Raw genomic sequence first — 19,288 nt, 5'->3', positions numbered from 1 at the left:
ACTAAATTTGATGCCTGAACGCTAGTTACCCAATGACTATCAATAACCTACAAAAAACAAACGAAGTCCAAGTACTTTTAAGCGACGCCTATTCTGGGCGTATCTCAAACTTGCATAAAAGTATAGAACTTGCTACTAAAGCGCTAGACATTAGCAAAAGCATAGACAACAAATTGCTAATAGCAAAAAGCTTAAACCAGCTCTCGCTCTATTGCATGATTAATAGTGACTTCGAGGAATCTAATAAGCACGCTCACGAAGCAATTATCTACTTTAAAGCTATAAACGACGAACGTGGAATAGCAGATGCTAAATATAATATTGGTAGTATTCATTATAAAACCGATAATTATCACGAAGGTTTAATTTACTTAAAAGAAGCCATTAGAATTTATAAAAAATATGATGATTTTGAAAGCTTATCTAAAGTAGAAAAAGCTATTGGAACCGTTTACGAGTATATTGGCGATCGTTCAAATGCTTTTTCATCTTATAAATCGGCTGTAAAAAATGCTAGAAAAGCTGGAAATATTAATATAGAATCTAACGTCTTTAATAATTTATCTGGTTTACTTTTAAAAAGGAACAAACCTAGTATTGCAATGAAAATGATAGCGTATGCTATCTCTATTAAAAAGGAAACAGACGATACTAGAGGTCTTGCTTTTGCTATTTATGGTCGTGGAAAAATACATCTTAAGCAAGGTGATTTTAAAAATGCCGAAGCCGATTTTTTATATGCTATCGATAAACATAATAAAGTTGTAGAAATTATGGGAGCGTCTATGGCTTATAACAAGCTTGGCGAATTATATTATAAAAACAACCAATTAGATAAAGCAACAAAAACAGTTAAAGAAGGATTAAAACTATCTACTTCTTATAATATTGCAATGGTTAAAATTAAAGGATACAATTTGTTATATCGTATCTTTAAAGAGCAATCTAATATTATTAAGGCTTTTAAATACTTAGAATTATACCTCAAGGAAAAAGAGACTATAATGAATACACAAACACATCAAGTTATGGAAAACTATAACTTAATTAATAAAATGAATGTGTTAGAAAGTGATGCTTTATTACAAAAAGAGCGCCAGGAAATTATAGAAAAAAAGAATAAAGACGAACAAAAGGCTGTAAAATTAAAGCAAGAATTTTTGTCTGTAATGAGTCATGAAATTAGAACGCCTTTAAATGCTATTACAACAATAGTTTCTATTTTAGACGATCAAGTTCGTGGCGAAAGTAAATCGTTAATTAAAAGTTTACAGTTTGCATCAGATAATTTAATAAACATTGTAAATAATGTTCTCGATTTTACCAAGCTAGACTCTAAAAAAACAGCTTTAGATTTAGAAAATAGAAACTTTAACGCGCTTTCTACTAAAATACTTAATCTGCACCTTAACCTTGCAAAAACAAAAGACTTAACTTTAGTTTTAGATAATAAAATCCCGAAGGATAGAAACTATCTTATAGACCAAACTAAGCTTACCCAAATACTAAGTAACCTTATAGGAAACGCTATAAAATTCACCGATAAAGGTCAAGTAACCTTTAGTTTAAAACTATTAAAAGAAGAACCGCAATTCGATACCATACAAATTAGTGTAAAAGACACAGGAGAAGGGATATCGGAAAAAGATATTTCAGAAATATTTTTAAGTTTCTCTCAAATAAAACCTGTAATGACGCGTAAGCAAGGCGGTACAGGTTTAGGATTAGCAATTGTAAAAAAACTAGTAAAACTTCACAATAGTAAAATTCAAGTTAGAAGTACACTTCAAGAAGGTTCTGAGTTTTATTTTAACCTTAAGCTAGAAAAAGTAACGCAGCTTGAACTCATTAAAAACAAACCCATTTATCCGCAATTAAAAAACAAAAACGTTCTATTAGCAGAAGATACTATAATGAATGCCGTACTTATAAAAAAGGTGCTTTCTAAATGGGGAGTAACAACGGAGCATGTTACTAATGGAAAACTAGCTGTTGAATACGCACAAAAGAAAGAGTACGATTTTATTTTAATGGACTTACACATGCCAGAATTAAATGGCTTAGATGCAACCCGATTAATTAGAAGCACAGCAAATAAAAACACGCACACTCCTATTTTTGCAATAACTGCAGATGTAATGACAAGTAAAAATAAAGAGACCTCACAGTTGTTTAATAAAATACTGTGGAAGCCTATTGAAATAGATAAACTATATGCTGCATTAGAACAAGAAGCACTTCCGGCTTGTAAAGTAACCTTAGAAAAAAAAGAAGATAAGACAGATTTAACAGCCTAAAAAAGAGTTGTTTTAATTCTATAATTATTAAATTTTAGCAGCGCTAAAAAAAACAAAACACTTCACTTCTACTCTAGTTAAATTTATAATTCCCTTAACATTTAACCGCTCCACTATTCAAAATAAAACAACTAAATTGTAGCCTACAAACTATACAAGCAGATATCATGACAAAAAAGTACAATGTATTAGGCTTATTTTCAATCTTATTTTTAACAGTAACTATTGGTTTTGCACAAGACAAAACGGTTCCTGTTTTTGCAGATGGAGAAGCACAACCCGTTCAAGGTTTTACAGACACTAACGATTGGATTAGACACGACCTTTGGGTTGAAACTACTTTCGATACAGACGAAGATGGAAAACCAGACCGTATGCATGTTGCCGTTACAAGACCAAAACAAACAGATACCGAAGGTTTAAAATTACCAGTAATTTATGTTACAAGTCCTTATTTTGCAGGAGTAGCAGCAGATGTTCCTGGTGTTATGTGGGATGTTGAACACGAGCTTGGAGACATTGGTAAAGAACGCGTACACCCAGAAGTAATACGTAGAGGCGAACGCCCAATTATATCTAATTCTCACCTTAGAAAATGGGTGCCACGTGGTTATATCGTGGTGCATTCGTCTTCTCCTGGAACAGGATTAAGTGATGGTGCTCCAACTATAGGTGGACCTAACGAAGCTTTAGCTCCTAAAGCAGTAATCGATTGGTTATGTGGTAGAGCAAAAGGTTTTACAGAAAGAGATGGTAAAGAACCTGTTGAAGCTTTTTGGTCTACAGGAAAAGTAGGGATGACAGGTACATCGTACAACGGAACTTTACCTCTAGCTGCTGCCACTACTGGTGTTGAAGGTTTAGAAGCTATTATTCCAATTGCACCAAATACCTCATCTTACCACTACTACAGATCTAACGGTTTAGTACGTTCTCCAGGCGGTTATTTAGGTGAAGATATAGATGTGCTTTACGATTTTGTACACAGTGGAGCTGAAGATAAACGTCCAGGAAACAACAAACGTGTTAGAGATACCGAAATGAAAAATGGTATGGACAGACAAACAGGAGATTTAAACGACTTTTGGAATAATAGAGATTATTTAAACCAAATGGCACCTATGAAAGCGGCGTTATTAATGTCTCATGGTTTTAACGATTGGAACGTTATGCCAGAACATAGTAACCGTATTTACCAAAAAGCAAAAGCGATGGGATTACCAACGCAATTATACTATCACCAAAACGGACATGGTGGACCACCACCAATGACAATGATGAACCGTTGGTTTACACATTATTTACACGGTGTAGATAACGGTGTAGAGAATGATAAACAAGTTTGGATTGTTAGAGAAAACGATAAACATGATAATCCTACTGCTTACGATGCGTATCCAAATCCTAATGCAAAAGATGTGACTTTGTTTTTAAACAAAGGAGGAAATACTATTGGAGCATTAACCACTAAAAAGAATAAAAGACAGAAAACAGAAACTCTGGTAGATGACTTTAGAATTTCGGCTAAAGAGCATGCACAAATTGCAGGTTCTAAAAACCGATTATTATATGCAACACCTAATCTTACAAGAGATTTACATATTTCTGGTGAAGCAGAAGTTACTATTAGCTTATCGAGTAGCAAACCAGCTGCAAACTTATCTATAATGTTAGTGTCTTTACCTTACGAGAACGATGCAAAAGTAATTACAGATAATATTATTACACGTGGTTGGGCAGATCCACAAAACTATAAATCTATAAGAGATAGTGAGCCATTAGAAAAAGGTAAATTTTACGATGTTACTTTTAAATTACAACCAGACGATCAAATTATAAGAGCTGGACAACAAATAGGAATTATTATTTTCTCTAGTGACAAAGAGTTTACATTACACCCAAAACCAGGTACAGAACTAACTGTAGATTTAGACAATACAAGATTAACATTACCTGTTGTTGGTGGTTTAGAAGCTTTTACAAAAGCAACAAAATAACCACATGAACATTAGTATTAATAATACCGTTTTAGATTTACAAGTTGCAAATGCTTTAATTGCCAAAGGCGAAACACTAAACGCCATTAAATACATTAGAGAAGAAGCACAAATAGGTTTAAAAGAAGCTAAGGATATTGCAGATAATTTAGTTAATGACCCTGGTTTTTATAGTGGTCAATCCGAAATTGAAATACAACATCCGCGTTTTGATTTTGAGGCAGAAAACACTAAAATATCAAAACCTAAAAGAAGAAAAAACGGTCATATAATACAGGGAGGACAAAGCAAAACTATATTATAATAGCATTAGTAATTTGCCTTATTATAGTCCTCTATCTTTATTTTAAATAAGTAATACAATCTATATTTTAAAAACCACTTCCATACAGAAGTGGTTTTTCTTTTTAAACTATATTTGCGCAACTAATATTTTTAGATGTCAATTACTTTACTTTCTTCTCCTTTACAAGGCTTTACAGACTTTAGGTTTCGTAACGCATTTCATCATTATTTTGGTGGTATCGATACGTTTTACGCGCCTTATATTAGGCTAAACGGGAAATTGAAGATTAAGCAATCGTATCAATTAGATTTACAACCAGAAAACAACACGACATTAAATGTTATTCCGCAAGTAATGACAAATGATGCAGATGAGTTTTTGTTTGTTGTAAAATATGTGCAAAGTTTAGGCTATAAAGAACTGAACTGGAATTTAGGTTGTCCATATCCTATGGTTACAAAATCTGGAATGGGCTCTGGTTTAATTTGTAATCCTACAAAAATTGACGAGATTCTAAAAAAAGCACACAACGAAAGTGATATTACAGTATCCATGAAAATGAGAATGGGATACGAACACGCTGGAGAAATTTTAGACACCTTCCCTATTCTTGATAGCTATCCGCTTAAAAACATTGCTATTCATGCTAGAATTGGAAAACAACTATACAAAGGTCCTGTAGATTTAGACGCATTCGAGCGTTGCATAGCAGGTACAAAACACAAGTTATATTACAATGGCGATATTACTAGTGTAGATGCTTTTAAAAAGATGGAAGCGCGTTTTCCAAGTATCGATCATTTTATGATTGGTCGTGGATTAATTGCAGATCCGTTTTTACCAAGCATGATTAAAAACGACACAACAGCATACCCTAAAAACCGTTGGGAGATTTTTAGTGAATTCCACGATACTATCTATCAACAATACGATGAATACTTATCTGGACCAACACCAATAAAAATGAAAATGTTAGGCTTTTGGGAGTTCTTTTCTCAGTCGTTTTCTAATCCGCAAAAAACATACAAAGCCATTAAAAAAGCTGGTAATCCTGTAAAATACAAACAAGCAGTTGCTACTATTTTAAATAATGAGAAGTAATTTCTAATTATTGCAAGGTCAATAATCTATAGAAAATCAGTCGCTTTCTCATCCTTAAACACAGTCGCGTACTAATCAATTTTCAATTACCTTTGTTCTCGAATTAAAATTTTTCAATTGAAAGACCTTTTACTAATAACGCCACCTTTTACACAATTAAACACACCTTATCCTGCAACCGCATATTTAAAAGGGTTTTTAAATACTAAAAACATTTCTGCTTTTCAGATGGATTTAGGTATTGAGGTTATCCTGGAGTTATTCAGTAAAAAAACATTCGAAAAACTATTTGATTTAGCTATTGACAACGATACCATTTCAAGCGAAAATTGCCAACGCATCTATACTTTAAAAGACGATTATTTACAACCGTTAGATGCTATTATTTTATTTTTACAAGGAAAAAACCAAACCTTAGCCAGACAAATTTGTACTACAAATTTTCTACCACAAGCTTCTAGATTCGAGCAATTAGAAGATATGGATTGGGCATTTGGTGAAATGGGAATGCAAGACAAAGCCAAGCATTTGGCTACCTTGTATCTTGAAGATTTATCCGATTTTATTATTGAATGTATAGATCCTAATTTTGGATTTAGCAGGTATGCCGAACGTTTAGGTCAAAGTGCCAATGCGTTTGATGAACTTTACGATAGTTTACAAAACGAACCTACTTTTATAGACCAGATAACACTTACGCTTTTAGAAGATAAATTAAAAACGGTACAGCCAAAACTAATCTGTTTCTCAGTACCTTTTCCAGGTAATTTGTACAGCGCCTTTAGATGTGCACAGTATATAAAAGCTAATTACCCTGAAATTAAAATCGCCATTGGTGGTGGTTTTCCTAATACCGAATTACGACAAGTAACAGACAAACGTGTTTTTAATTTTTTCGATTTTATTACACTAGATGATGGTGAATTACCAATAGAGTTACTTTTTGAAAACGTATGCCATTCAGAGCAGAGCGAAGAAATCTTAGAAAAACAATTCAAACGCACTTTTATACTCGAAAACGACAAAGTTGTTTATAAAAATAATACCACAAAACCAGAATACAAACAATTGGAAATTGGTACTCCGGATTATTCAGATTTGTTATTAGAAGATTATATTTCTGTTATAGAAATTGCAAATCCAATGCATAGTTTATGGAGCGACGGCCGATGGAATAAACTTACCATGGCACATGGTTGTTATTGGGGAAAATGCACCTTTTGCGACATCTCTTTAGATTATATTAAAATTTACGAACCTATTGCTGCTGCACTTTTAGTAGACAGAATGGAGCAATTAATTGCACAAACTGGCGAAAATGGTTTTCATTTTGTAGATGAAGCTGCACCTCCTGCTTTAATGAAAGCATTGGCTTTAGAGATTATAAAACGAAAGCTTACGGTTACTTGGTGGACCAATATTAGATTCGAAAAAAACTTTACACAAGATTTATGCTACTTACTAAAAGCATCTGGCTGTATTGCCGTTTCTGGTGGTTTAGAAGTCGCTTCCGATAGATTGCTTAAACTTATAGACAAAGGTGTAACCGTAGAACAAGTGGCACAAGTAACGCGTAATTTTACGCAGGCCAATATTATGGTCCACTCCTATTTAATGTATGGTTATCCTACACAAACGATACAAGAAACTATTGATAGTTTAGAAATGGTAAGGCAATTGTTTGAATTAGGAATTATTCAATCTGGTTTTTGGCATCAGTTTGCATTAACCGCACATAGTCCTATTGGTTTAAATCCTTCAGAATATGGTATTACACCAAATTACAAGTCTATTTCGTTTGCCAATAACGATATCGATTTTACAGACAAAACAGGTATAGACCATAATATGTTCAGCTTCGGCTTAAAAAAATCATTGTTCAATTTCATGCATGGTATTGGTTTTGATATGGACTTGCAAGAATGGTTCGATTTCGATATTCCTGAAAGTACAATTACACCATATTATATTGAAGATTGCCTAAATACCGAAACCACATTAAGCACAAAACCAACAGCTAAAATTGTTTATTTAGGGCATTTACCTTTAGTTGCAGAACGCACAAAAACTAAAAAAGGATTTACTAATGAATTGTTAGAAATGACGTTTCACGATAAAACCGAAAGTCTTCAAATTACAGTAAACAAACCAGAAGGCGAATGGCTATTAGACACACTAGAAACATTGAAACCTTCGCATGGTAAAGCCTTATCTTTTTCGGCATTAAAAAAGGATTTTGAAACTCAGTTTGAAGATTTTGAATTATTTTGGTTTTCTAAACAAATGCAAAAACTTAAAGATTTTGGATTGTTACAATTATAAATAACACAAAATTAATCTCAATAAAAGGCATTAAAAACTATCTTTGAGTTACTATGCAAAACAAGTTAAAAGCGTATATAAAAACTACCGAATTATTTCTTAAAGGCTCTAGCTTTTATAGAGGTGTTCTACTTACAATTGCTATAGTTTTACCTTTATTCGTTTTTAATATTTTAGACCTATTTGCTTATGCTCCTGCAATTGCTCTTGGTATTTTTTTAAATGCTCCAAGCGATGTCCCAGGAAGTTTAAGACGTAAAATTAACGGGATCTTTATTAGTATTGCATTAACCATATTAATAACCTTTATAATACTTATAACCAAACCTGTTTTTGTTTTACTGGTAATTGCTATTACTGTTTTAAGTTTTGGTATTAGTTTAATATCTGCATATGGTTTTAGAGCTTCTTTAATCTCTTTTTCTGGCTTATTGGCAATTGTTTTAGCTTTAGCAATAGACAAACCAGACATAAAATCGATTGCTATACATGTTGGTCTTTTAGGCTTAGGAGGTTTATGGTATTTAAGTTTTTCATTATTTGCCAATTGGATTTTTCCTAAAAAAGACGACGACCAAATACTGTCTGATACGCTACAACTTACCGGACAGTTTTTAAAAGTTAGAGCCAAGCTATTGGTAAAGCCTAATAAGCGTGAAAAGTTTTCTAAAAAAGCATTAATTCTACAAACGCAAATAAGTGAGAAACACGAAACATTAAGGGAGTTACTTTTAGAAGGCAGAAAACGCTCTGGAAGATCCCACTCTAACGAAAGACGTTTGTTAATATTTATATCTTTAGTCGATATTTTCGAATTGGCTTTAGCTAATTCTCTAGACTATTCTAAAATAGATTCTTTATTTGGTTTACGAAAAAAGCACTTGAATAGCTTTAAGAAAATGAATAAAGAAATGGGAAAACACCTTATTGCTTTATCCGAATTATTAATAAAAAAAGGCAAGTTACCAGATATAGAATTATTTAACGATATCTATAAAGAGACTGATAAAGCCATATTGGACTATGTAGATGAAATTTCTTTACCAAAGGCTCGCGAAGGTGCAATTTCGTTAAGAAATCTTCAAGATTACCAAAAGCAACTACTACAAGAAGTAAAAGCGATTAGACGCGTTTTAAGAAAAGTAAAAAACAACTCTAAAGCCTTTTTAAAAACGAAGGAGTCTGTACCTTTTTTAACGTCTCAAGATTATAGTTTTAATATATTATTACAGCATTTTAGTTTAAAATCGCCAATGTTAAGGCATGCGTTAAGACTAACTATTGCTATTGTTTTTGGTTTTCTATTAGGTAGTTTATTAGATATTAAAAACGCCTATTGGATTATTTTAACCATTATAGTTATCATGCGTCCTAACTATGGACTAACCAAAGAACGTTCTAAAAATCGAATTATAGGTACCATAATTGGAGCTGTAATAGCAACAGCAATTGTTTTAATTACACAAAACACCATTGTGTATATGGTATTGGCAGTTATCTCACTAACCTTCGCCTTTTCTTTAATACAACAAAGCTATAAAGCTGGTGCTGCTTTTATAACCTTAAACATCGTTTTTGTTTACGCACTTATAGATCCTAATGCTTTTACAGTTATTCAATATCGTGTTATCGATACCGTTTTAGGTGCCGGAATTGCGGTTTTAGCAAACTATTTATTATTCCCGAGCTGGGAATATAAAAACTTAGATTCGGTAATATTAAACGTAATTACTACTAACAGTGATTACTTAGAAGCCACAAAACATCTATACCATAATAAAGAAGAAAATAGTTTAGAGTACAAAGTCTCAAGAAAAAAGGCTTTTCTAGCAATGAGTAATTTAAATGCTGCTTTTCAACGTTTAACACAAGATCCAAAATCTAAACAGAAAGAATCTGCTTTAATTTACGATATGGTAACTTTAAACCACACCATATTATCTGCGATAGCGTCTATTGGTAGTTATGTATTAAATCATAATACAACACCAGCTTCAGAAGAATTCGATACCATTATTAAAGATATTACCTCATCTTTAAAACATGCTGCTTCAAAATTAGAACTTAATGAAACCGTTCACTTTTCCGAAGAAAAAGAAATACACCAAGCGCACGAAAAACTTCAAAAACGTTATAATAATTTATCTTTAAAACGCGATAGTGATATCGAAGCCGGACAAACGGAAATAGACAATAAAACGCTTTTAAATCTTCAAGAAGCACATTTAATTAGCAATCAATTATTGTGGTTAAAGTCTCTGTCTGTTAATTTAAATAACGTGACCATAAAGTATAAATCTGTTTTTAATTAAGCTATTAGGTAATTAAAACGGTATCAAATTCAATCTTCCAATTCTCTAAACTCATTAAAAGAAGCGTTTCACTCACTGAAACGCATGGTTTACGCGTTCTTCATTTTATACTATTAACGTTAAGTATATGTTTGATGTATATTAACACATAAAACGTACACCATGAAAAATCAACTTAGCTTAAACATTAAAACACCTTGCCAAGAAAACTTTAATAAATTTGCTCCAACACCAAAAGGTGGTTTTTGTGGCTCTTGTGAAAAGGAAGTCATCGATTTTACAAAATTTGAAAACTCAGAAATTGCAAAATATTTTAAAACAGAAAACAAGCAAGATACTTGTGGTAGGTTTAAAGCGAGTCAGCTTAACACTCCTAGCCCAATACCACAACAAAGAAAAAGATACAGCCTATTAACTGGCATTGGCTTGGCTTGTTTATCGTTGTTTACTTTTAACATGGCTCAAGCTCAAGATGCTAAAACAATCTCGAAAACTTCTGATAGCGATTTAGCAATTAATACTTCAAAATTTAAAAATAATATTCTTGTAAAAGGAAACATCTCTGAAGACTCTTTGCCATTACCTGGTGTAAATATTTTACTTGAAGGTACGGGTATTGGAACAACATCAGACTTTGATGGTAACTTTACATTTCCTCAAAAATTAAAAAAAGGAGACGTATTAATTTTTAGCTCTGTAGGAATGGATTCTCAAAAAATAGTAATTGAAAGTAAAGATGCTTCTAAAACCATCGATTTGAAAGTAAACATGGAAATGGACTCTGTTATTTTAATGGGAAAGATTGCTGTAAAAGAAGTTTACAAGTCTAATAGAACTAAATAATTCTTTTTTTTTAATATGAAAAACACACTTCTTTTATTCTCGCTTTTAATTTTTAATAATGCGATTGCACAGATTTCAGATTTTAAATCTACCGATTTTACTATTGCAAATAATGTAGCGAAACTGTATAAAGGAAGTGATTTAAATAATTTGCCATTACTTGCACATAATCTTACATACAAGCTTCCAACCGATGTTGAAAAATTTAGAGCTATTTACACTTGGGTCTGTAATAATATTAAAGGTGATATCTATCAAAATGATAAAGTAAGTAAGCAACGCAAAAAACTAAACAACGATAGTTTAGCTTACATAAAATGGAATAACAAGTACAAGAAAACAGTTTACAAAAGATTAATTAATAATAAAAAAACCATGTGTACTGGTTACGCTTACTTAATTAAAGAACTATGCTTTTTCGCTAATATAGAATGTAAAATTGTAGATGGTTATGGACGTTCTACAACCGCAAACATTAATAGTCTTGAAATGGCAAACCATTCTTGGAATGCTGTAAAACTAAATAACAAATGGTATTTATGCGATGCCACTTGGTCTAGTGGCTATCTGGTTGCAAATGCTCTTTTTATAAACGATTATAATGATGGTTACTTTTTAACAGATCCTATTTTATTTGCTAAAAGCCACTATCCTTTAAATAAAAAGTGGTTACTAAATAATGAATTAATACAATCTAATTTTATAGCTTCTCCTCTAGTTTATGGTGAAACTTTTAAGCAGAAAATAATTCCTGTAAGTCCAGAAAAGATGGATAATACTATTAAAAAAGAAGACGAAGTTACTTTTAGTTTTAAAAGCTTAAAAAACAAAGCTACAGATAAAATAACTTTAGTTCACTTTTTAGGAAACAGCGAACATGCTTTTAATATTTATGATCTTAAAACTGAAAATAATATAACAACCTTTAAACATAAATTTAATCATAAAGGTTTTTACGATGTACACTTAAAAATTAATAATGATATAGTTGCGACATATACAATTGAGGTGACGAAAAGTTAAATTATAGAACTACCTTTGCAGCAAATATTTATTACATGTCATTTAAAGATCTAAAACTAAACAGACCATTACTTCGTGCTATTGCCGAGAAAGGCTACGATAACCCAACACTTATTCAAGAGCGTACGATTCCGTTGGTTTTAGATAAAAAAGACGTGATTGCTTCTGCCCAAACAGGAACAGGAAAAACGGCTGCTTTTGCCTTACCTATTTTACAATTATTGTACGATAAGCAAGATGCTGGTAAAAGCCAAAAGAAAATTCGCGCGTTAATTATTAGTCCAACTCGTGAACTAGCCATTCAAATTCAAGAAAATTTTCAAGAATACGCTACGCATACCAATCTAAAATCTACAGTAGTTTTTGGAGGTGCCTCCATAGAACCGCAAAAAGAAACACTAAAAAAAGGTGTAGATATTTTAATTGCAACACCTGGAAGGTTACTAGATTTACATAAGCAAGATATTGTAAACTTGGACTATGTAGAAACTTTAGTTTTAGATGAAGCAGATTTAATGCTTGACATGGGTTTTATAGACGATGTTAATAAAATTGAAAGACTATGTCCTAAAGAAAAGCAAACACTTTTATTTTCGGCAACTATGCCTTACAAGGTGGAACAATTAGCTGAAACAATTTTAAATAATCCAAGACGTGTTGAAGTATCACAAAATTCTTCAACCTCTAAAAATGTAAATCAGGCTTTATATTATGTTCCTAAAAAAGACAAAATAGAATTATGCTTACATTTACTGCGCAGCACTATAAATGGTAGAGTAATTATTTTTCGTCGTACTAAATATGGTGTCGATAAATTAGAACAAACACTACTTAAAAATAATTATAAAGCCGATAGTATACATGGTGATAAAAGCCAAACACTAAGACAAGAAGCTTTAAATAATTTCAAGAAGAATAAGGTCGATATTTTAATTGCAACAGATGTTGCTGCACGTGGTATTGATGTAGACGATGTAGATGCTGTTGTTAATTTCGATATGCCAAACGTACCAGAAACTTACGTACATAGAATTGGTAGAACGGCAAGAGCAGGAAATACAGGAACTGCTTACTCTTTATGTTCGGCAGACGAAAAAGAATATGTTAAGGCTATACAACAACTTATTAGTTTACAATTGGATGTTGTAGAAGATCATCCGCATCCTTTAGATCCAAAGGAAAAACCTGTTGTACATAAAAAACAAGGTTCTAAACACAGAAAAGGACGTAAAAGCGAAGCCTCTAAAAAGAAGAAAAAACGCTGGTATTAATCTTTGTTCATTTTTAAAATCTGTATTTTAGTGTTTCAAAATTTTAATATTTATGAAACACTACTTATCTATTTTCTGTATCATCGTTTTACTTGCTTCATGTAAAAACGATAAAACTACAGAAACAACAACCGAAATAACTTCAGAAAAAAACACAGAGTTTAGTGCTATGCTAGACCTTTTTTATGAAGAAGGATTAAAATTAAATCCATTAAATACGACTTCTGCTGGTGACAATAGATATAACAACAAGCTTCCAAACACTCTTAGTCCTGGTTTTCAACAGAAGAAAAAAACTATTATCAAGGTTTTAAACTAAAGCCGAATCTTACAAAGACAGCCAATTAAACAGCACACAACAGCTAAGTCGTGATATATTAATTTGGGATTGTAACATTAATTTAGAGCGTTTAAATTTTCGTGAAGATTTAACGCCTATTAATCAAATGTGGACAAAACAATTAACCTAATCCTAGACAAGCATTATCTTATAAGATTGGTCAGTTAAAAATTAGAGAATTACGCGCCAAAGCTGAAGAAACTTTAGGCAATAAATTTAAAATTGAACAGTTTCATAATCAAGTACTAGAAACCGGTTCTGTGCCATTAGCTTTATTAGAAACTAAGATTGATAAGTAGATAGAGGCTTCAAAATAACCAGTACACTTGTTATATAAAAAATTAAAACACATTACACATTGAAAAACCTATTCTATATATTCTGTTTTATTTGTGCTTCATTTTTTTCTGAAGCACAAAACACCACCATAATTTCTGAGATTGAAGAGCCTGTCTCCTACGCTACCATTTCCTTTGGCAATGGTAATGGTTTGTTTGCAGACGATTTAGGTAAATTCCATTTTACCCAAAAACTGTATAAGGATATAGATTCTCTATATATTTCTGCAATTGGTTTTAACGACTTAAAATTAGCCACTCATAATTTACCTCCTACAATCACAATGAAGTCAAGTATAAACACACTTGACGAAGTCTTTTTAACCAAACCAAAAGGTAAATTTAAAATAGATAAAATAAAACCAACTGTACACGAAGATTATTACAAATGCTGGCTACCAACAATAGAAAGTGAAATCGCGGTGTATTTCCCTAACAATTCAAATAAAACAAAACGATTATCTAGCTTACAAATTCCAATAAAAGTAGAAGCTAAAGATTGGGATAAACGCAAAAGGAAATCGTCTAAAAAAAGACCGTTCTCTACTTTATTTAAAGTCAATTTTTACAAAAACAACAACGGTTTACCTGGCGATGTTTTAACATACGAGAATATTGTATTTATAGCAAACGAAAAAAATGATAAGATTTTAGAATTTGATATTACTGAAAACGATATCTACATGCCTAAAAACGGTTTATTTATTTCACTTCAAGTATTGGGTTATACAGATGCAAAAGGAAAATTATTACCCAATAAAAAATATCAAGAAATTAAAACAAAACGCGGTATTGTTAAAGTATCGACTACGTTTAGACCACTATTACCTTTTACAGACGAAATTTCAGAGAAAAGAACCTTTGTAAGACGTATTTTCTTAAACGGCGGACAATGGACACTTTTCGACAAACAAAATGTTGAAAAATCGAACTTACTTAAAGCAGGCTTAAACAATTACGGATTAGGCTTAAATTTAGAAGTCTACAAGGAAGATTAATTAAAACCACAACTTTTCTACTCATCTTTATTTCTTCATTTAAAAAATAAAAAAAAGGGCTTGCACATTGATATTTAATTCTTATTTTTATTTATATGACGGAAGCAGAAATAGAAAAAGAAAACGCAACAATTGCAAAAGCCTATAAAGACTTATTAAAGGTTAGTTACACATCGTTAACAGATGACGATAAAAAACTAATTCGTAAAGCTTTTGATGTTGCCGTAGATGCACACAAAACGCAGCGTAGAAAAAGTGGTGAAGCTTATATATTTCATCCTATTGCTGTAGCACGTATTGTGGCTTCAGAAATAGGAATGGATGCCACCTCTATTGCAGCCGCTCTACTTCACGATGTTGTAGAAGATAGTGATGACTATACTGTAAAAGATATTGAAAAACTATTTGGTGAAACCGTTGCAAGAATTGTAGATGGTTTAACTAAAATTTCATCTTTAAGTAAGGAGAAAGACATGGACGTGTCGCTTCAAGCAGAGAATTTTAGAAAAATGCTGCTTACACTTAATGATGATGTACGTGTTATTATTATTAAAATAGCCGACAGACTCCACAACATGCAAACCATGGATTCCATGCGTCCAGACAAGCAGGAGAAAATTGCAAGCGAAACCTTATACATTTATGCGCCTTTAGCGCATAGAATTGGTCTTTATAATATTAAAACAGAACTTGAAGATTTAAGTTTAAAGTATACAGAGCCAGAAATCTATAACGAGATTCTGCATAAAACAAAAGAAAGCAAGCAAGAGCAAGATGCTTACATTCAAGAATTTAATAGCGTTATAAAAACATCTTTAGATAAAGAAAGTTTAAATTATGAAATAAAAGGGCGTCCAAAATCTATTTTTTCTATTAAACGAAAAATGGAGAAACAAGGCGTTTCCTATGATGAGGTATACGATAAGTTTGCTGTTAGAATTATTTATAAATCCGATAAGGAAAATGAAAAATTCTTAGCTTGGAAAATATACTCAGTCGTTACAGATCACTTTAGACCAAATCCAACACGATTACGAGATTGGATTTCTTCTCCAAAATCTACAGGTTACGAAGCGTTACATATTACAGTAATGGGTCCTAAAGGACGTTGGGTAGAAGTACAAATTAGAAGTGAGCGCATGAACGAGATTGCCGAAAAAGGTTATGCGGCGCACTACAAATACAAAAATAACGACGATAAAGAAGATAATTTAGATATGTGGATTAATAGGCTTCAAGAAGCACTAGAAAACCACTCTACAAACGCTGTTGATTTTGTAGAACAATTTAAACTTAACCTCTACTCTAAAGAAATATTTGTTTTTACACCTAAAGGAGATTTAAAATCGCTCCCAAAAGGTGCAACACCTTTAGATTTTGCATTCAGTATTCATACAGAAATAGGTATGAAAACACGTGGCGCAAAAGTAAATGGAAAACTAGTACCACTAAGTCATGAACTTAATAGCGGAGATCAAGTCGATATTTTAACAAGTGAAAATATAAAACCAAATTCAAACTGGCTAGATTATGCTACAACCTCTCGAGCTAGAGGTAAAATAAAATCGCTATTGCGTGAAGACGAAAAGCTTATTGCCGAAGATGGTAAAGAGATTTTACGTAGAAAACTAAAACAACTTAAAATATCTCTTGATGAAAAATCGGTTAATGAAATGGTTAGCCACTTTAAACTTAAAACCAGCTTAGATTTATTCTACCGTGTTGGTATTGGTACTATAAGTAATCCAATGCTTAAAGACTATGCGGCATCGAGAAGTAATGCCTTGGTTAGTTTTATTAAGAATAAAATGAATCGAAAAAATTCGATTTCAAAAGAAGAATTAGAAAAAGACGAAATTACAAGCAGTTACGATATGCTTGTTTTTGGTAAAGAAGAAGAAACCCTAGATTATAAATTAGCGACTTGTTGTAATCCTATTCCTGGCGATCCCGTTTTTGGATTCCTTACTATTAATGATGGCATAAAAGTGCATAAAAAAAACTGCCCTAATGCATTAAGCATGCAGTCTAATTACGCCTATAGAATTATGCTTGCTAAGTGGATTGACTCCTCTAAACAGGAATACTATGCCAATATTAACCTTTCTGGAATAGATAATTTAGGTTTAGTAAACGATATTACTAAGGTCATTTCAGAAAACATGCATGTAAACATGACTAGTATTAGTTTTCAAAGTAATCACGGTGTGTTTTCTGGTAAAATTAATGTGAGTGTTAAAAACAAAGCCTTGCTTAAAAAATTAATGGATAACCTAAAAAAAATTAACGGTATCGAGAAGGTTTCACGAGCATAAAATCATTCTTGTTAATAACTGCTTAATAACACGTTATTCTATCTCTTAAAATTGTAGAATTACCCCAAAAAAATACGTAAATTTGTCGTTTAAATTATGAGCGCAAATACAGACACAAAAAATCAAGAGATTGTAAAAAATGTTTTTACAGCTTTTTTAGAAGGTAATGGTCACAGAAAAACACCTGAACGTTACGCTATACTTCAAGAAATTTATAATAACAAAGAACATTTTGATATTGAATCTTTGTATTTAAAAATGAAAAACAAAAAATATCGTGTAAGTCGCGCTACACTTTATAATACCATAGAATTACTTTTAGACTGTGGTTTGGTGCGTAAACACCAATTTGGAAAAAATCAAGCACATTACGAAAAATCGTATTTCGATAAACAACACGATCATGTTATTTTAACAGACACCGGTGAAGTTATCGAGTTTTGCGATCCTAGAATACAATCCATAAAAAAAACAATAGAAGAAGTTTTTGATATCACAATCACAAACCACTCACTCTATTTTTATGGTACAAAAAACAAAATAGAAGACAACTAAAAAAACTTACTACAATGGCAGTAGATTTACTACTAGGTTTACAATGGGGAGACGAAGGCAAAGGAAAAATTGTTGATGTATTAACCAAGAATTACAACATTATCGCACGATTTCAAGGTGGTCCAAATGCAGGACATACTCTTAAATTTGATGGTATAAAACATGTACTTAGAACGATTCCTTCTGGGATTTTTCATAAAGATTCAATGAATATTATCGGAAATGGCGTTGTTGTCGATCCTGTAGTATTTATTAAAGAATTAGAAGGCTTAGATCAGTTTAATATTGACTACAAAGCAAAACTAATTGTATCACGTAAAGCACATTTAATTTTACCAACGCATCGTTTATTAGATGCTGCAAGTGAAGCCTCTAAAGGAAAAGCCAAAATTGGTTCTACTTTAAAAGGTATTGGTCCAACTTATATGGATAAAACCGGTAGAAACGGTATTCGTGTTGGTGATTTAGAGATGCCAGACTGGAAAGAAAAATACAGAGAATTAGCAAACAAGCACGAAGCTATGATTGCTTTTCACAATGTAAAAATACAGTATGATTTAGAAGAAATGGAAGTTGAATTCTTTGAGTCTATAGAAAGATTAAAAGAATTACAATTTATAGATAGTGAAGCCTATTTACACCAATCGTTAAAAGATGGAAAAACTATTTTAGCAGAAGGAGCACAAGGTTCTCTTTTAGATATTGACTTTGGAACGTATCCATTTGTTACATCTTCAAACACAACAGCAGCTGGAGCTTGTACAGGTTTAGGTATTGCACCAAACCAAATAAAAGAAGTTTTTGGTATTTTTAAAGCTTACACTACTCGTGTTGGCTCTGGACCTTTTCCTACTGAGCTTTTTGATGCAGATGGTGAAGAAATGGCTAGAGTTGGTCAAGAATTTGGAGCAGTAACAGGTAGAGCAAGACGTTGTGGTTGGTTAGATTTAGTAGCCTTAAAATACACATGTCGTGTTAATGGTGTTACACAATTAATGATGATGAAAAGTGATGTGCTTTCTGGTTTTAAAACCTTAAAAGTAGCCACTGCTTATAAATATAAAGGTGAAACTATTGAACATTTACCGTTTAATATCGAGCCAGAAAATGTAGAGCCAGTTTATACTGAATTTAATGGTTGGAGTGAAGACTTAACAGGAATGACTGAGTACTCTCAACTACCAAAGGCATTAAACGAATATATAGAGTTTCTTGAAAAAGAATTAGAAATTCCTATTACAATTGTTTCTGTTGGACCAGATAGAAAACAAACCATTTTTAGAGATTAAT

General features: G+C 32.0%; 14 protein-coding genes and 1 pseudogene. All 15 read left to right on the top strand.

Going from position 1 to position 19,288, the window contains the following annotated elements:
* Positions 1 to 32 precede the first annotated feature (32 nt).
* Positions 33 to 2,297, top strand: coding sequence for an ATP-binding protein (locus Q0935_RS15425; RefSeq protein ID WP_299388173.1), 2,265 nt, complete (start codon positions 33 to 35; stop codon positions 2,295 to 2,297).
* 167 nt (positions 2,298 to 2,464) lie between these two features.
* Positions 2,465 to 4,294, top strand: a complete 1,830-nt coding sequence (locus tag Q0935_RS15420; RefSeq protein ID WP_299388170.1) for a Xaa-Pro dipeptidyl-peptidase — start codon at positions 2,465 to 2,467, stop codon at positions 4,292 to 4,294.
* Positions 4,295 to 4,298: 4 nt separating this feature from the next.
* Positions 4,299 to 4,598 (top strand): hypothetical protein, encoded by a 300-nt coding sequence (locus Q0935_RS15415; RefSeq protein ID WP_299388168.1) that lies wholly within the window; start codon positions 4,299 to 4,301, stop codon positions 4,596 to 4,598.
* A gap of 135 nt (positions 4,599 to 4,733) precedes the next feature.
* Positions 4,734 to 5,681, top strand: a complete 948-nt coding sequence (locus tag Q0935_RS15410) for a tRNA-dihydrouridine synthase (protein WP_299251298.1) — start codon at positions 4,734 to 4,736, stop codon at positions 5,679 to 5,681.
* 117 nt (positions 5,682 to 5,798) lie between these two features.
* Positions 5,799 to 8,003, top strand: a complete 2,205-nt coding sequence (locus Q0935_RS15405; RefSeq protein WP_299388166.1) for a radical SAM protein — start codon at positions 5,799 to 5,801, stop codon at positions 8,001 to 8,003.
* 53 nt (positions 8,004 to 8,056) lie between these two features.
* Positions 8,057 to 10,315, top strand: coding sequence for an FUSC family membrane protein (locus tag Q0935_RS15400; protein WP_299388163.1), 2,259 nt, complete (start codon positions 8,057 to 8,059; stop codon positions 10,313 to 10,315).
* 162 nt (positions 10,316 to 10,477) lie between these two features.
* On the top strand, positions 10,478 to 11,158 hold the full coding sequence (locus Q0935_RS15395; protein ID WP_299388160.1) for a carboxypeptidase-like regulatory domain-containing protein: 681 nt from the start codon (positions 10,478 to 10,480) through the stop codon (positions 11,156 to 11,158).
* Positions 11,159 to 11,173: 15 nt separating this feature from the next.
* Positions 11,174 to 12,181: a transglutaminase domain-containing protein gene (locus Q0935_RS15390; protein WP_299388158.1), complete on the top strand. Its 1,008-nt coding sequence runs from the start codon at positions 11,174 to 11,176 to the stop codon at positions 12,179 to 12,181.
* A gap of 35 nt (positions 12,182 to 12,216) precedes the next feature.
* Entirely contained in the window at positions 12,217 to 13,452 is a 1,236-nt protein-coding gene (locus Q0935_RS15385) for a DEAD/DEAH box helicase (protein ID WP_299251288.1), read from the top strand.
* Between the two features lie 52 nt (positions 13,453 to 13,504).
* On the top strand, positions 13,505 to 13,771 hold the full coding sequence (locus tag Q0935_RS15380) for a hypothetical protein (RefSeq protein WP_299388155.1): 267 nt from the start codon (positions 13,505 to 13,507) through the stop codon (positions 13,769 to 13,771).
* A 164-nt stretch (positions 13,772 to 13,935) separates the two neighbouring features.
* Positions 13,936 to 14,091: pseudogene (locus Q0935_RS15375) on the top strand (DUF885 family protein); the annotation flags it as partial.
* 59 nt (positions 14,092 to 14,150) lie between these two features.
* Positions 14,151 to 15,128 (top strand): hypothetical protein, encoded by a 978-nt coding sequence (locus Q0935_RS15370; protein ID WP_299251284.1) that lies wholly within the window; start codon positions 14,151 to 14,153, stop codon positions 15,126 to 15,128.
* Positions 15,129 to 15,223: 95 nt separating this feature from the next.
* On the top strand, positions 15,224 to 17,443 hold the full coding sequence (locus Q0935_RS15365; protein ID WP_299251283.1) for a RelA/SpoT family protein: 2,220 nt from the start codon (positions 15,224 to 15,226) through the stop codon (positions 17,441 to 17,443).
* 96 nt (positions 17,444 to 17,539) lie between these two features.
* The gene (locus Q0935_RS15360; protein ID WP_299388151.1) at positions 17,540 to 17,998 is read left to right on the top strand and encodes a Fur family transcriptional regulator; all 459 of its coding nucleotides are present in this window, start codon (positions 17,540 to 17,542) and stop codon (positions 17,996 to 17,998) included.
* Between the two features lie 14 nt (positions 17,999 to 18,012).
* The gene (locus Q0935_RS15355) at positions 18,013 to 19,287 is read left to right on the top strand and encodes an adenylosuccinate synthase (RefSeq protein WP_299388148.1); all 1,275 of its coding nucleotides are present in this window, start codon (positions 18,013 to 18,015) and stop codon (positions 19,285 to 19,287) included.
* Position 19,288: the final 1 nt, after the last annotated feature.

The sequence above is a fragment of the uncultured Lacinutrix sp. genome, from assembly GCF_947500605.1.
GTDB lineage: Bacteria > Bacteroidota > Bacteroidia > Flavobacteriales > Flavobacteriaceae > Lacinutrix.
This window is presented reverse-complemented; position numbering and strand designations above follow the sequence as displayed.